Origin of the sequence: Phocaeicola coprophilus DSM 18228 = JCM 13818, assembly GCF_000157915.1 — a bacterium.
GTDB classification, from domain to species: domain Bacteria; phylum Bacteroidota; class Bacteroidia; order Bacteroidales; family Bacteroidaceae; genus Phocaeicola; species Phocaeicola coprophilus.
This window is the reverse complement of the sequence record NZ_EQ973635.1, coordinates 171,020-186,597: the sequence shown is the minus strand read 5'-3', so window position 1 is coordinate 186,597 and position 15,578 is coordinate 171,020. Positions and strand designations below refer to the sequence as shown.

Here is a 15,578-nt window from a genome sequence, read left to right as displayed (position 1 = left end):
ATTATGAGAACAAAAGTTTCCTTTTCATGGCAGGCACTTGCCGTTGCACTGACGGCAGTCGGTATGGTTTCCTGTTCTGACACAAAGAACGTAATGACTGATATGCCGGTTATAGCCGAACGCGTCCAGCTCCCGACCGGTGACTTAATCGCCTGTGATCTTTCAAAGGCTAATGATACGGTTGATATTCCGTTGAGCCTGCTGACCGAAGAACTTCAGGTCGTAAAGCTTGATAACCGGGATGAGGCTCTGGTGGGAGGATGGGTGAGAACCACTGTGTCCGACAACTATATATTGGTGAGCAACAACAAGCAGGTTCCTTATAAACTGTTTAAGCGTAACGGAGAGTTTGTTTGTTCCATAGGTTCTTACGGACAGGGGCCTGATGAATACATGAATACTTACGCAGAGCAGCTTGACGAGAAGCATAACCGCATCTATATTCTTCCGTGGCAATCCGACAGAATTCTGGTATTCGACCTGAAGGGAAATCCCCAACCGAACATCCCGCTTGGTGTACGTGTGGGTAAAGGAAAGTTCAGAGTCAATACATCCGATTCCACAGTGACTGTTACTGCTTTGCCTTTCGAAAGTATAATCAATGAAGTGGTTTGGGTGCAGGATATGCATGGAAAGAGAATACAGTCAGTCGCTCCACGCCATCTTACCGTACCCAGGGATTACAGTAACGAAGTCTATGATGCCAGAAATACCTCGGATTATGATGTGATGCTCTGCGTTATCATGCCCGATACCAGACCGGATTCTTTGTATCACTATAATTATGAGAAGAATCAGCTTGAGCCTAAATTTACCGTAAGATTCAATCAGGATCCAATACCCTGGCACGGATTTTATGAATTGCCGCATCATTTTATCGGAGATGCTTCTTTCCCGGTACAAGTGTCTAAAACTAGCTGGACAAGTTCTGAACCTGTATGTTATATCGTAGATAAAGAAACCTTGAAGGGTAACTTCATGCGATTGAGAAATGATTATCTGAATATACCAGCACCCTGGATCAGTTTCTCGAATGGGTATCATGTAGCGAACATGGAACCGCTTACTTTGAAAGATCGGCTGGAGAAAGCCCTGGAAGACAAGGAACTTTCCGATGAAGTCAGATCGCGTATCCAGTCATTGCATGACGACATTGATGAGAATGACAATAATATTGTATTGTTTGCCAAACTTAAAAACTGATTGATCTTGAACTTCTCGTTCACGAACTGAAGGTTTTATTAAACTGTGTCGATATGAAAAAGAATTTGCAATCCTGTTTCTTTATCTGTATATCTTCTCTGTTCTTCTTGTCTTGTGGAAATAAAAAAGAACAGGCTCAAGACGTATCTGATTTAACCGGATATCCTGTTCATATTCCTTTTGAGCAGGCTGTCGGTTCGGAACGGGATTTTAAACTCAGTGAAATAGCAGACTCTGTACGTTTTATTCCGCTGGAAACGACGGATGCTTCCCTTATGAACCGTATTCAAAAAGGTGGAATATTGAAAAGTTCCCGGTATTGGTTCTTGTATTCGTATAAGAATGTTTATCAGTTTACCGATGAAGGAAAATTTGTTCGGACGATAGGTTCACGCGGAAACGGCCCGGGTCAGTATACTTCTGCAGTGTGCATTGATATTGACGAGACTTTGGGACATGTATATGTATTGTCACCGGGTAAGAATATTAATGTATATGATATGGAAACAGGATCATACTTATATACCCGGAAAACTCCATCCTTTTCTTCATGGGCATTTGCCATGCTTAATGACAGTGTTTCGGCATGCTTTCAATATAATCTTAGCGGAAAGGAAAAAGACAGAATATTGGTGGCCGGTGCAGAAGGGGATACAATCAGAGCCTTTTCACGGAGTGACCTGTTTGACACTAAAACAGATTATGTTTCCCTGGTACATTTTGATGACGACCGTTATATGTTCCGTTATAAGGATATGGTATGTTATAAGGAATATTACAATGACACCTTGTTTGTTGTTACTCCTGATTCGCTGAAGCCACGGTATGTCTTTGATCTGGGCAGATATTCCATGCCCGTTGAACACAGGCCAGAAGTTATAGGGGCGGACAGGAAAGCCTTTGAATCGACTTCATCCTCTTACATACGCACCCAGGCACTGGAAACTGATACCTGGGTTTTCATGCCGTACTGTTATTGGCAATTGAAGAGTTCGGCTATTGATGATATGCATTTGTTGGTTTATGACAAACATAAAAAGGAAAGCTTTGAGGTGCGTGACGGTGCTATCTTAAATGATATGTGCGGTAATGCCAGCATTCCTTTCTATCCGCAAAACGTCGTAGGCTCCAATATCTTGTTGTCTCTATTACCGGCAGAGAAGATTGTTGAAATGGCAGAGGAGAATCCTTCAATCCTTAAGCATCCCCAGCTGATGGAACTGACGGAGGACAGTAATCCGGTTCTTATGGTGGTTTATTGTAAAGAAAAAGTTTGATAAATAAAGACAGAAATACTTGCCTGTTCTCCTGTTCCTTTTGTTTGGTGACTGATGTAGAATCAAAGAGAGGAACAGGAGAACTTGTATATATGGGAAGGGGTGGATAACTTACATGTGGCTTGATGACCAGCTAGATGATTATATGAAGCAGGGAGGTTAATAATTGTGAAAATGGGGGGGTAAAATTCTTTCATATACTTTTGCAGAAATTATCTTTAATAGTCTGCTTATCATATTGTATTACCTTAAATAGAAAAAAGAAAACTAAATGAAAAGAATTACCTTAAATTTATTTTTTTGCTGCTTGACAATGGGTGCTTTTGCCCAGCAGCCATTAGGTGGCTTTCTTTATGGAACTGAGGCAGAGCCGAAAGGAACAGAATGGGAGGCACCGGAAAAACTGTCATTAAACAAAGAACAGCCGCGTGCTTATTTCTTTTCTTTTGCTGATGTGGAAAGTGCCAGGAGAGTACAGCCGGAAGCCAGTTCTTACTGGCAGAGTCTGAATGGAACATGGAAATTTCATTGGGCTCCTAATCCGGATGAACGTCCGAAGGCCTTTTATGAAACTCAGTTCGATGTTGCTGCCTGGGATGATATTACTGTTCCTTCATGTTGGAATGTTGTCGGTATACAGAAAGATGGTTCCTTAAAATATGGAGTGCCGATATATTGTAACCAGCCTGTCATCTTTAAGCATACAAAGGTAGTTGGTGACTGGAAAGGAGGAGTGATGCGTGAGCCGAACAAAGACTGGACAACATATAAATACCGTAACGAAGTCGGTTCGTATCGCAGGACTTTCCGCATACCTGAGGACTGGAGGGAGCGTGAGGTATATATTAATTTCGATGGTGTCAATTCATTTTTCTATTTATGGATTAATGGAAAATATGTAGGATTCTCAAAGAATTCAAGAAATACGGCATCTTTTAATATCAGTGATTATCTTGTCAAGGGTGAAAATATGGTAGCCGTAGAGGTTTATCGTAATTCCGACGGATCATTTCTGGAAGCTCAGGACATGTACCGGCTACCGGGAATCTTTCGTGATACGTATCTGACTTCTACATCGAAGGTGGAATTACGTGACATGAAGATCAATACCGATCTGACTGCCGGCGGTGCTTCCGTAGAGGTAAATGCCATGTTGCGCAACCTGGGGGCTAAAGCAGTTAAAGGTTATTCCTTGACTTATAGTGTATATCAGAACAAATTATACTCTGATGAGATTGTAGGGCAGGTGGGAAAACCTGTTGTTTCTGAAACCTTTGTCTTAGATAAGGACGCCAGTCGGAATGTATCAACCAGATTTGAAATTGCAGGAGCCAGATTGTGGTCGGCAGAAGAGCCTAACCGCTATACCTTGGTTGCTGAGCTGAAAGATAAAAAAGGCAAGATCATCGATATTGTATCTTCTTATTTTGGCATTTGCAAGGTGGAGATACGCGATACGGAGGCTAAAGACGATGAGTTCGGTCTGAAAGGGCGTTATTTCTATGTGAACAACAAGCCTGTGAAGTTGAAAGGAGTAAACCGTCAGGAAATCAATCCGAACAGTGGTAACAGCATTACACATGAACAGATGGAAGAGGAAATCATGATTATGAAGCGCGGAAATATTAACCATGTCCGTAACTCTCATTATTCATGCGATCCTTACTGGTATTATTTGTGCGATAAATATGGTATCTATCTGGAGGACGAAGCCAATCTGGAAAGTCATGAATATTATTATGGAAAAGAATCCCTGTCACATGTGCCGGAATTTGAAGATGCTCATGTTGCCCGGGTTATGGAACTGGTTCATGCACATGTAAATCATCCTTCTATCGTAGTATGGTCATTAGGAAACGAGGCCGGTCCGGGCAAGAATTTCGTGGCTGCATATAATGCGATTAAGGCATACGATGTCAGTCGTCCTGTACAGTATGAGCGCAACAATGACATTGTAGATATGGGATCTAATCAATATCCGCCTATACCCTGGACCCGTGAGGCTGTCAAAGGAACTTTTAATATCAAATATCCGTTCCATATATCAGAATATGCTCATTCTATGGGTAATGCCGGTGGAAACCTGGAAGATTACTGGGAGGCTATTGAGTCTACTAATTTCTTCTGTGGGGGTGCTATCTGGGATTGGGTTGATCAGTCTCTTTATAATTATGATAAGATAACCGGCGAGAAATATCTGGCATACGGAGGCGATTTCGGAGAAAAGCCCAACGACGGAATGTTTTGTATGAATGGTATTTTGTTTCCCGGTCACAAGCCTAAGCCTGAATACTTTGAGGTTAAAAAGGTTTACCAGAATGTTGGAGTAAAGGCGATTGACATGAAGAAGGGACAGATTGAAGTGTTCAACAAAAATTATTTTGAACCGATGTCTGGTTATGATATGGTATGGTCTTTATGGAAAGACGGAAAGAAGGTCCAGGAAAGCAATGTATTTAAAGGGACTCGCAGTGTGGCAGGGCCTCGTGAAAGGGTTAGTTACACAATACCATATGACTTCAGTAGTCTGGATGCTCAGAGTGAATATTTTGTCAAGGTACAGTTCTTGCTGGCCGAGGATATGCCATGGGCCAGAAAGGGATTTGTACAGATGGAAGAACAGTTGCCGGTGAAATCAGCTGAAACTTTTGCAAGTATTGCTGAAGTGTCTGGAGGTGGTCGGATAAGTCTGGACAGATCAAAAGACGAATATATTGTTAAAGGTGATGATTTTACTGTTGTGTTTAATAATATGACAGGCACAATCCATAGCTTGCAGTATGGCAATAAGATGATATTCACAGACGGTAATGGTCCTAAGCTTGATGCTTTCCGTGCACAGACGGATAATGATAACTGGGCTTACGGGCAGTGGTTTGCAAAAGGATTGAATAATTTGCATCATAAGGTTTTGAACCAATCAGTTTATACGCGTAAGGATGGCTCAGTAATTATTGCTTATACTGTTGAGTCTCAGTCTCCATGTGGCTATAAGATCCGTGATCTGGGTATCAGTTCCGGAAAATATGAGATTACCAGGTCCAGGGATTTCGGGCCGGATGATTTTAAATTTACTACCAATCAGATCTGGACTGTTTACACGGATGGCTCCATAGAATTGCAGGCAAATATCATATCGAATGAACCAAGTCTGGATCTGGCACGGTTGGGATATGTGATGAAGACTCCTGAAGATCTGGGCTGTTACACGTATTATGGTCGTGGCCCTCATAACAACTATAATGACCGAATGAACGGTGCTTTTGTGGAGTTGTATAACAGTACGGTGAAAGAGCAGTTTGTAAACTTCCCCAAACCACAGTCCATGGGGAATCGTGAAGGGGTACGCTGGTGTGCTTTGACGGATTCAGAAGGGCAAGGAGCATTGTTTATTTCGGCTGCTTCACCTCTTTCGGCTTCTGCATTGCCATGGTCTGCCATGCAAATGGTGGAAGCTCCCCATCCTTATCAACTTCCTGAATCAGACGGTAACTATCTGCATCTTGACCTGAAGATGATGGGATTAGGCGGAAGCAGTTGTGGACAGGATGCTCCTTTGGAAGAAGATCGGATCAAAGCGGGCAATCATATGATGGGTTTCATCATTCGTCCGGCTGGAAATGATTTGACTCAGAGGGCAAAGGTTTCGGCTGCCGGTGAAATGCCTTTGGGTATGTCACGGGACCGTGCTGGTATGCTGAATATAACAACAGCCAGAAAGAATGCAGTGATATGTTATAGTATAAATGATTCAAAGAAGGTTTTCGATTACAAGGAACCATTTGGTCTGCGTGAAGGCGGAAAGGTTACAGCCTGGTATAAGGATAATGAACAACTGAGAGTTACGTTTGAGTTTAATAAGATTGAAAGTATACCGGTTGAGGTTATTTATGCAAGCAGTGCGGAGAAAGGAGAAGGTGATGCCAGCCATTTGGTTGATGGTGACCCCAATACATATTGGCATACTGTATATTCTGTTACGGTGGCGAAATATCCGCATTGGATAGATTTTGATTGTGCGGAGGTAAAAACAATCAAAGGATTTACTTATTTGCCACGTCAGAACAGCAGTAACGGAAACATCAAGGATTATCAGTTACAGGTAAGTAATGATGGTAAGAACTGGGGAGAAATCATCGTTAAGGGTTCATTTGAAAATAATCAGGAGGAGAAACGTGTCATGTTCACCAAACCTGTAAAGGCACGTTATGTACGTTTCACGGCTCTAAGTTCACAGAACGGTGATGATTTTGCGACAGGTTCGGAAATTAAGATCTTGAACTAAATCAATTATAAGATTGATACTTTCTGATATTTTTTTAATGAATTAGTAGTATCAGAACAGAAGTTCGTTAATAACCGGCTAAGTCTAAACGGCTCTGGCTGTAAATAAAATGAGTTCATTGAAATGTTTGTCAATTCATTCTTGACAGTATTTCAATGAACTTTTTAATATAATTTTGAACCGTCTAATATTGATTCTATTGTTTAATTTTAATTTGTCGGTAAAAAATTACTGAAGTATTGACTTGTGTATTATGAAAATATTTAATATCCTGTTATTGATGGGTTTAACTTCCCTTGCTGCAGCCTGCTCAGGTAATAAGACTATTGAAAAAGATGGTGTGATAAACGTTGCAACCCATATGCAGCATCTGAATCAATTATGTTTAGAAGATATACAAAGTAAGGAGGTTAGTTACGTTCCGTTGGAAACAACGGATAGTTCATTAATCGGTGACCGTCCTTATGTGAGATTGTTGAAAGATAAAATCCTGGTATCCTCTCAAGGTCAACCTTTGAAAATGTTTGATGCCCAGACAGGCAAGTTTATATCCACAGTAGGATTGGTAGGGCAAGGTAAAGGTGAATATAATCTGATAAGTGATATGCCCGTATTCTGGGTGGATGAAAAGGCAGAAAGGATTATGATTAAGTTTTCGGGACAAGAAATTCTTTGCTTTGATTCCAACGGTGACTTCATAGAGAACTTAACGATACCCGATGAAATTATTCTTCAATTGGCCTCACAGATTTCATCAGGAGGAAAACTCTACTTCTATTTTCCAACAGAGACAAGTAAAATCTCAGTTTATGATTTGAAAACTGGACAGATAAGCGAAACAATATCCGGTTATTCAGAAGAAAAAGCCATACAAAATGATTATCAGGGCATTCCTATTATTTACAATGGATATGGAAATGTGCCAACATGTCCATCCTGTATTATTCGTCAATTAAAAAATGACGGGTTATTTTTCCACTATAAAGAAGATCCGGTGATATGGAAATTTGAAGGAAATACTTATTTAAAAGAAAGATTTAATGATACCATTTATGTGGCGTCCGAAAACAAACTGGAATCCAGATTGATTTTCGACTTAGGCAGCTGGCATTGTCCTTATGAAAAGCGTTTTGATGTGGATGGTTGTGAAAACCGCATTTCGATAGACTACGTGCTGGAAGGCAAGAAATGTCTCTATTTCGTTTTTCAAACAAATTATTACAATATAGGAAAAACCAAAAACTTTTATGGCGTATTTGACAAACAAACTCATGAAGTGAAGATTTCGGATACGGAATCTATTCTTGATAACAATAAGAATATCTGCATCAATAAGTTGCAGACTGCAACTGAAGACGGGACTTTCCTCGGCCTTATTCCTGCAACGGAATATAATGAAAGTGCCAGCGAAGAAGATAACCCGGTGGTTGTGATATTGATGTAGTGTAACTGATACCTCAAAAAACGTTTCGGCGTTTGATTCAAAAGGCCGAAACGTTTTTTTATTTGTCGAAACGTTTTAAAAAAAGCTCGCGGCTTATTTCGAGGCAGGTTGCAGAGAGTATTGCTGATACACTCCTTTGATCAACTGGCAGGCTGTCTGAAGACCGATGGTTCCTGTATTAAGCATCAGATTGTAGTGGTGAGGCTCACCCCATTTCCTTCCCGTGTAGTACTCATAATGATGGATGCGGTTGCGGTTGATCCGGCGGATTTCCGTTTCTGCATTTTGCCGGGGAATTCCATATTCCTGTACGCAGCGGGTCAGAGCGTGCTGCAGATCGGAATAACAGAACACTTTCACTGCCCTGGGATAATCTTTCAGAATGAAATCAGCGCACCGTCCGACAATGATGCAGGATTCCCGGGCTGCCAGTTCCTGAATAATCTTGCTTTCGGATACGAACAGGACATCGTCTGAAGAAAGGCTGGATTCCAGCGGCTGTTCACTGTTCTTGGAGAGGATACACTTCAGCCAGAAGGAGGGAATGGACTGCTCGTTCCGGACGATGTACTGTTCGTCCATACCGCTGCGCTGGGCTGCCATGCGGATAAACTCCTTGTCGTAAAGTTTGATCCCCAGTTCTTTGGAAAGCATTTCGCCAAGCAGATGGCCTCCACTGCCGTATTCGCGGGCAATGGTGATGATGGTATGCTGGTTTTGTTGCAGGGCGATGTCTTGCCGGAGAGAAGGATCGGTGATCCATTTGTCCAGAAAATTGTAATACGGGCTGACAAAATGAACGATCGGTCCGACAATCAGTGCAGCCACGACGGTACCTTCGCGTACACCATAAATGCCCGACATGAAAATCAGGGACAGCAGGCAGGCGATGGCAACCAGTGTGACATCGAAGCCCAGCTTGACATATCCGAACTCTCCGTGGAAGCGTTTCGTTATGACCTTGACAAAATATTCTCCGGCCATCATGGCTGCATTGGCTTTTACCTCCAGTGCAATGCCTACGGCCAGAATGACACAGCCGATAAGCAGGGCGACAATCATGTGAAGATATTCGGCGGGATTCAGCCAATAAAGAATACAGTGCATGCACAGGTCAATAAACATACCGAAGCAGAAGGAGATCGGGATCTGAAGCAGGTACATGCGCAGATCGGATTTCAGGTCCTTGCGTGTCATCAGGAAAGGTTCCACTACTACAAAGAGGAGGTTCAGCATGATGGTCCACTGGCCGATGGTGAACGGCGTGAACATGCTCAGTACATACGTGACACTTGTGATGGGAGAAGTTCCCAGGGCCGCTTTGGTGATAAATGCAATGCCGAGTGCATTGACAAACAGGGAGACGCAGAACAACAGGTAGCGCCGGAGAAGTATCTTACTCATATCAGCTTATATTATAGTTTCTGAAAACGCCGCAAAGTTCAGCTTATTTGTTGTTTGTCGTATAGAAAAGCACAACTAATTTTGGTCGGAAACGAAACAAAGCCTATTTTTGTTTGTGAAAATTCGATGATGATGGAGACTTCTTTGCTTGAGATGATCCGGACGCGGGGAATCTGTGCCGGGCATAAGTATAGTTGTGTTGTAGACGATTCTTTTTCGGTTTATGGACCGATGCAGATCAGAAAAGGTTTTTTCTTTCTGCTCGTCACAAACGGAACAGCCTGTCTGGATGATGTCTATCGGCATTATGAGATAGGAACAGGGAATCTGGTTGTACTGACTCCCAGTACCGAGAGTGTGCTTGGGCAATTGAGTTCCGGCTTCCGCATGCAGGTGCTTTATGTGGTTCCTGATTATTTTGACAGTCTGCCTGACGGACAGGCTCTGTATAATCAGGTGGCCAGACTGCTGGGTAACTTCCGTCTGCCGGTCTTTGTTCTTGAACAGTCGCGGATGGAATACCTGTCGCGGACATTGTCTTTGTTTTCCCGTCAGCTGGAGGATCTTTCCCTTTATCGGGATGGCATCATCCGTCATCTGTGCAGCTTTGTCCTCTTGCAGATGGCCGATGCCCTGTGCCGGGAGAATCTGGAATCGTCCGTTTATGTGAAGCGTTCCAGTGAAATTTTCCGTCAGTTCAAGAAACTGCTTGTGTAACATTACCGTCAGCATCACGATATCGGATTCTATGCCGGCTGTCTGAATATCTCTACCACGTATCTGTCGCGTATCGTAAAGAACATTACAGGACATACCGTCCGCTTTCATCTCTCGGAATTACTGGGGGCAGACGCCCGGAGAATGCTGGAGTGTACGGATCTGGATGTGCAGGAGATCAGTAATCAGCTGGGTTTCTCTGATCAGTCGGTTTTCGGGAAGTTCTTTATTCGTCAGACCGGACTTTCACCTCTGAAGTTCCGGATGCGGAAGGAGGAACTTCGGAAGCAGTGAAAGCCCGGCCTTGAAATTAAGGACGGTATGTCCATCCGCAGTCGTTGTGATACACCATAAGTTTGCTCATGCCTCCGTCGACTGTAATATTTTCTCCGTTGATGAAGGTGTTCCGTTCGTCACAAAGAAAATCGATTGTCCGTACGATGTCTGCCGGTTCTCCTACCCGGAGTGAAGGATGCTGGGCAATGTCTCCTTCCGTATAGGCTGGCACATAATTGTTGTCATCATGATAGGCGCCTGTATCAATCCAGCCGGGAGCAATGGAATTGACTCGGGCTATACCCTGCAGGCTTACAGCGAGCGCATGGGTCAGCGCAGTGATGCCCCCTTTGGCAGCCGTATAGCTTTCCGTATTGGGCTGTGACTGGAATGCCCGGGTAGAGGAGATGTTGACGATGGATCCCAGGCCGCAGAAATGATCCTTGAAGAGTTTGGCCAGCATATAGGGAGCGGCTACTCCTACACGCTGTATGTAAAGAAAGTCCTCGTAGTCACACCCTTCCAGAATGCCTCCATGCATCAGGCAGGCATTATTGATAAGGCAATGAATGCCTTGAGGCTGTTCGTCGAGCACCCGTCTGGCAAAATCTTCCAGAACTTGTTTTTCTGCAATGTCACCGGTATAGCCTGTTACGTTCAGTCCTTTCCGGTGCATGCGTTCTGTCAGGGCAAGAGTGGCTTTCTGGTTGTTGTCGATAAAGTAAATCCGGTCGCCCTTTGAGGCGAAATATTCAACGGTACAGCGACCGATACCGGCAGCTCCACCTGTTACGACGATAATTCTATTCATGGTTGATGTCTGTTATAGGTTTCTTAAAATCTTGTCCATTGGTTTGCCTTTGGCCAGCTCGTCCACCAGCTTGTCCAGATAACGGATTTCCTGCATCAGCGGTTCCTGGATTTCTTCCACCCGAATGCCGCAAATGCTTCCTTTTATCAGTCTGCGGGCAGGGTTGGGAGCAGGAGAGTTACGGAAAAAGTCACCGTACGTAATGGGTTGGTCCAGCAGTTCCTTCAGTTGCTGCAGATTGTATCCGGTCAGCCAGCAGATGATTTCATCGACTTCTTCCTGGGTACGTCCTTTCCGCGTGGCTTTGTTCACTAGCAGCGGGTAGACTTTGCCGAGAGGCATCTGGTATACTTTTTCAAATCCCGTATTTCCATCTTTCATTTGTTTTCTCATTTTATAATTAATCAGTTGCAGGCGGTTAGCCTGTGCGCGTTGTTCCAGTTCCACGATATACCCCTGTTTCTCAAAGAAAGGGCGGGCTGTGATACTCACTTCCGAAGTGATTTCACTGATTCCATGTTTAGCGGCATATGCTTCGATACGGTGCAGAAGGGCGCTGGCGATGCCCTGTCTCTGATAGTCTTTATGAATGAACATAGAGTGCAGGTATCCGTCGTTTCGGATGGAAGTAAAGCCGATGATGCGGCCTTGCCCATTGCAGGCAGCAATGAAATGCAGGGTTGCAAACAGTTTCTCCCAGTGTCCCGGGCGATTACCGCATGAAGCCCAGTCAGCTACTTCTTCCGTTGTATAGTCGCGGGCGTTGACAGTCAGTACTGTGTTGCAGAATAATTCTTTCAGCTCTGGTATGTCGGCGGTCGTGACGGAACGGAAGATGATATCCTGCGTCCGGATGGTCTCTTCCGGTTTCAAGGCACGTATGATGTGGTTTGAATTCCCCATATTTTATCCTGTTAAAATCAAATGCGAATAAAGATAGGAAAGTTTTTTATGAAAATATGTTTCTGAGTAAGCTTTTTATCTGCCGGATAAAAAAAGAGCAACATCGTAACGAAACGATGCTGCTCCATGATGAAAGTATGTTTCCGGTATCAGCCGATTATAACTTCGCCGTCGGCAGTAACCTGATTGCCCCAGGCATTGATAGAACCACCTTCCACAGTGATTCCTTCACGGCTGACCTTTAAGGTCAGTGTACAGCGTTTGCTTCCGTTCAGTTCCGGTTGGGCGGAACCCAACTGTTCCAGTAATTTGTCTAAGGTCAATGACTTCGTATCATTTCCTATGCTGATCTTCAATGTAATTCCTGCTGTGCTCTGTGGTACCAGATAAAATGAAGCTTTGGTATTGTTGGCTGTATATGTACCTGTTTCCCTCTTTACTCCTTTTATCTTGCCTTGCAGTCCGTCTACCACACAGGTTGTCTTGGCATTAAGACTGATGGAAAGTGATTCAAGGTCTTCGCTTGTGTAACTTTCACCCGGTGTGAAGGTCAGATCCAGACGATGCAGGGCATGATTGAAGTTCAGATATACGGCTTCGGAAGTTCCTGCAGTTACAGACTGTGCAGGGGCAAGCAGCAGATCTTTGTCTGAAGCCGTGAGTGTATTGAATTCGAATTCGCCGTTCTGTATTCTGTCCTGTTGCGGGTAACAGGCAGCTAAAGTAATTTTTGCGTTGCTGTCTGCAAGTCCGAGGCTTCCCCAGGTCAGGATGCCTGAACCGTATTCATAATCTACAGACTGGTTGTTTGCGTCATCTTCTGTCAGGAACAGTGACATTTTATCTCCTTGAGAGAAGCTTCCGCTTCCGTCATTGGCCAGCTGAGGGGCACGGGCTTGTGAGGCAATGCTGGCTACGATATGAATTGCATTGTCTGCTGCTGACGGGGTTTCCAGTACATTTTTCTTACACGAAGTCAGAGCCAGCGTTGTGGCTGCGAGTGCATAAAATAGAATCTTCTTCATGATCTATAAATTTATTGTTATTATTTACTTTACATTAGGAAAAGCTTTCTGCCAAAGGTCAAGACGCAAATCAACCAATGTCAGGGAAGTGAAACGGAAACGGGCTTTTGAGGGAGTTCCGTCTATGTTGTCCAGTGGGGTCAGATAAGCATAATCTCCTTTCATTTCGGGTACGTTTGATTTCTCATAAACGACTTTATAGCGCTGGAGTGATGCATGATTGGGTTCATCCTCTGCACGGTTATTGTCACAGATATAAACGTAAGCGACATTTCCTTCGGCATCGAATTCTGCTCCCCAGATAACCATGGAATGGCTCTTGGTATTGGGACCGGCAAAATCGTAAGCGGCAAATCCGATGGCCTGATTATACCGGAAAGCATCTTTGAACCAAAGGTTGAATGTTTCCTTGGATGTGTCGGATGTTCCTTTTGCCACAGCATCATCTTCTGAAAACACCTTGCTGAAGAATCCATGGAAGTTCTTTTGGGAACAATGTATCAGGTTCTTTTTGTTTCCGTTTATGAACCAGTTGACACCTCCGGTATCCCAGCTTCCCAGATTATCGAAAGAGGATTTGAAGAAGTTGAAAACCTCGCTATGCTGCTGGTTGCTTTCTGTCATTCTGTTGTATTTCTCCGGCCGGCTGAGATCTTTGTATTCAGGACCATATTCCTTGTCATAGGCTTCAATGTATTTTTGGTTCTGTGCCAGCCACCAGTGAATCAGATTGGATGCTGCTGCCGCCCAACGCATGTTGCCATCTCCGTAATAATTGAAGGTCTTGTTGCAGTCGAACCAGCCGGATCCTTCTTTCCAGGTCAGATATTCTTCCTCAAACAGCAGCGGGGGATACATCGTTTCATTAGCATAACGGAACCATAGCCCGTCTTCGAATTTTTTGACCCCTGGTCTGGCAGAGTAAATATTTTCCTTGCCCGGAAAGTCGGGAGCTGTAACTCCGTACACCCAATAGGTCTGGTTGCTGAATTCCAGATCTACATTGCTGTCTTCTGTTTTCAGGGTCAGATTGAGAGTTGTCTGCATACCGGCATCGAACTTCTCCGCATTACCGTTAAATGTATACGAGGCTGATTTGCCTTCTGTTGTCAGACGAATCAGTCCTTCACCGCTACAGAATGCCTGGGTTTCCTGTGGAAGAATAATGAGGCTATAGGATTCGTTGCTAATCCGATATGGCTTGATCCAGACATAATCCGCAGACAGATTCGCAGTTGCATTTCCATCTTTCAGGGAGATCTGTCCGTTGGCAAGACTTTTCACCTCAATGGTCAGGTCATCAGGAATAGTACCTTTTAAGTTTATGTTGATGCGGTGTAAGGCATGGTTGAATTGCAGGGTAGCCACAGCATCACTGGCACCGACCGTTGTAGTTGCAAAAAGAACATCGGCATCCGAATGATTCTTTTCGTTGCTTTGATCAGTGGGGATGCCGATATTCCGCATGATAGGATTATCATTACTGGCCGGCAATACCGGATAAATTGCGAACAAGCCGAGACTTCCTGTTCCATAGTCGTTGCGCTGCAGCTAAGGAGTCCAGCGGTTATCTGTATATTCCAGTTGGATATTTGCCGTTTGTTGATTGCCTGTTGCCAGAACGTCAATTCTGTCACCTTCGGAAAAGCTGCCTTGACCTTGGTCGTTTGTAACTGCACGGGTATCTGTCCATGAGGCCTGGACACATGTCATTGTAAGTTCGTCACTGGCAGCCGGATATTTTTCATCCGACTGGTCACAGGATGACAGAACCCACATGCAGCCTGAAAGCAAGGCAAAAATTGTCTTTAGTTTAGTCTTTGTCATAAAAGCTTTTGTGAAAATCTGTATTAATATACAAATGAACGCGTATAATGTTCATTCGGACAGGGTAAAAAGTCTGTTAAATACAGATCTGGACTTTAAAATTCTATTTGTCCTCAATGTCTGGCAGCTTGTTCTTGCCGGTGACATACAGTTCCTGTTGCCTGATAGGTAGGCATGACAAGTACCTCGGCTATCTGCACATGAGCCGGAGCCGATGCTGCGTAATATACCACGTCAGCAATGTCGTCGCCTGTCAGCGGACGGATTCCTTTGTATACGGCGTCAGCTTTATCCTGATCTCCCCGGAAGCGTATAACGGAAAAGTTTGTCTCGACCATGCCGGGCTTGATGTTGGTGACACGTACAGGTGTATCTACCAGATCAATCCGAAGACCGTCGGACAAGG

13 protein-coding genes and 1 pseudogene are annotated in these 15,578 nt (G+C 44.0%); 6 read left to right on the top strand and 8 right to left on the bottom strand.

All coding sequences use genetic code 11. The annotated features are described in order from the left end of the window. The first annotated feature begins 3 nt into the window (after positions 1–3). The 4 genes from BACCOPRO_RS05380 (at position 4) to BACCOPRO_RS05365 (ending at position 8,209) form a co-directional block, all read left to right on the top strand. The gene (locus BACCOPRO_RS05380) at positions 4–1,203 is read left to right on the top strand and encodes a DUF4934 domain-containing protein (protein ID WP_008141673.1); all 1,200 of its coding nucleotides are present in this window, start codon (positions 4–6) and stop codon (positions 1,201–1,203) included. A gap of 53 nt (positions 1,204–1,256) precedes the next feature. Then, positions 1,257–2,480 (top strand): DUF4934 domain-containing protein, encoded by a 1,224-nt coding sequence (locus BACCOPRO_RS05375; protein WP_008141671.1) that lies wholly within the window; start codon positions 1,257–1,259, stop codon positions 2,478–2,480. Positions 2,481–2,751: 271 nt separating this feature from the next. Then, positions 2,752–6,765, top strand: a complete 4,014-nt coding sequence (locus tag BACCOPRO_RS05370; RefSeq protein WP_040311215.1) for a glycoside hydrolase family 2 TIM barrel-domain containing protein — start codon at positions 2,752–2,754, stop codon at positions 6,763–6,765. Positions 6,766–7,018: 253 nt separating this feature from the next. Next, on the top strand, positions 7,019–8,209 hold the full coding sequence (locus tag BACCOPRO_RS05365) for a DUF4934 domain-containing protein (protein ID WP_008141668.1): 1,191 nt from the start codon (positions 7,019–7,021) through the stop codon (positions 8,207–8,209). 93 nt (positions 8,210–8,302) lie between these two features. Here BACCOPRO_RS05365 and BACCOPRO_RS05360 read toward each other — a convergent pair whose 3' ends face one another. Continuing rightward, complete coding sequence (locus BACCOPRO_RS05360; RefSeq protein WP_040311214.1) at positions 8,303–9,613, bottom strand: cytidylate kinase family protein; 1,311 nt, start codon at positions 9,611–9,613, stop codon at positions 8,303–8,305. Between the two features lie 126 nt (positions 9,614–9,739). Between BACCOPRO_RS05360 and BACCOPRO_RS05355 the strand changes: the two genes are divergently transcribed. Continuing rightward, positions 9,740–10,330, top strand: coding sequence for a hypothetical protein (locus BACCOPRO_RS05355; RefSeq protein ID WP_246497768.1), 591 nt, complete (start codon positions 9,740–9,742; stop codon positions 10,328–10,330). A 21-nt stretch (positions 10,331–10,351) separates the two neighbouring features. Then, positions 10,352–10,624, top strand: coding sequence for a helix-turn-helix domain-containing protein (locus BACCOPRO_RS18465; protein WP_309299842.1), 273 nt, complete (start codon positions 10,352–10,354; stop codon positions 10,622–10,624). A gap of 16 nt (positions 10,625–10,640) precedes the next feature. Here the strand turns inward: BACCOPRO_RS18465 and BACCOPRO_RS05350 are convergent, their stop codons facing one another. From BACCOPRO_RS05350 to BACCOPRO_RS05320, 7 genes and pseudogenes are all read right to left on the bottom strand, one after another. After that, positions 10,641–11,417, bottom strand: a complete 777-nt coding sequence (locus BACCOPRO_RS05350; RefSeq protein WP_008141661.1) for an SDR family oxidoreductase — start codon at positions 11,415–11,417, stop codon at positions 10,641–10,643. A gap of 12 nt (positions 11,418–11,429) precedes the next feature. Continuing rightward, entirely contained in the window at positions 11,430–11,759 is a 330-nt protein-coding gene (locus tag BACCOPRO_RS18200) for a DUF2200 domain-containing protein (protein WP_204083401.1), read from the bottom strand. 36 nt (positions 11,760–11,795) lie between these two features. Beyond that, a pseudogene (locus BACCOPRO_RS17790) lies at positions 11,796–12,320 on the bottom strand (GNAT family N-acetyltransferase); the annotation flags it as partial. 149 nt (positions 12,321–12,469) lie between these two features. Next, a complete protein-coding gene (locus BACCOPRO_RS05335; protein WP_008141658.1) occupies positions 12,470–13,345 on the bottom strand; it encodes a fimbrillin family protein in 876 nt (291 codons plus the stop codon). 24 nt (positions 13,346–13,369) lie between these two features. Next, a complete protein-coding gene (locus BACCOPRO_RS05330) occupies positions 13,370–14,860 on the bottom strand; it encodes a fimbrillin family protein (RefSeq protein ID WP_155819095.1) in 1,491 nt (496 codons plus the stop codon). A 36-nt stretch (positions 14,861–14,896) separates the two neighbouring features. Further along, positions 14,897–15,172 (bottom strand): hypothetical protein, encoded by a 276-nt coding sequence (locus BACCOPRO_RS05325; protein WP_008141654.1) that lies wholly within the window; start codon positions 15,170–15,172, stop codon positions 14,897–14,899. A gap of 113 nt (positions 15,173–15,285) precedes the next feature. Beyond that, positions 15,286–15,578, bottom strand: a 293-nt coding sequence (locus tag BACCOPRO_RS05320) for a short-chain dehydrogenase (RefSeq protein WP_040311212.1), incomplete at its 5' end; no start/stop codon positions are given.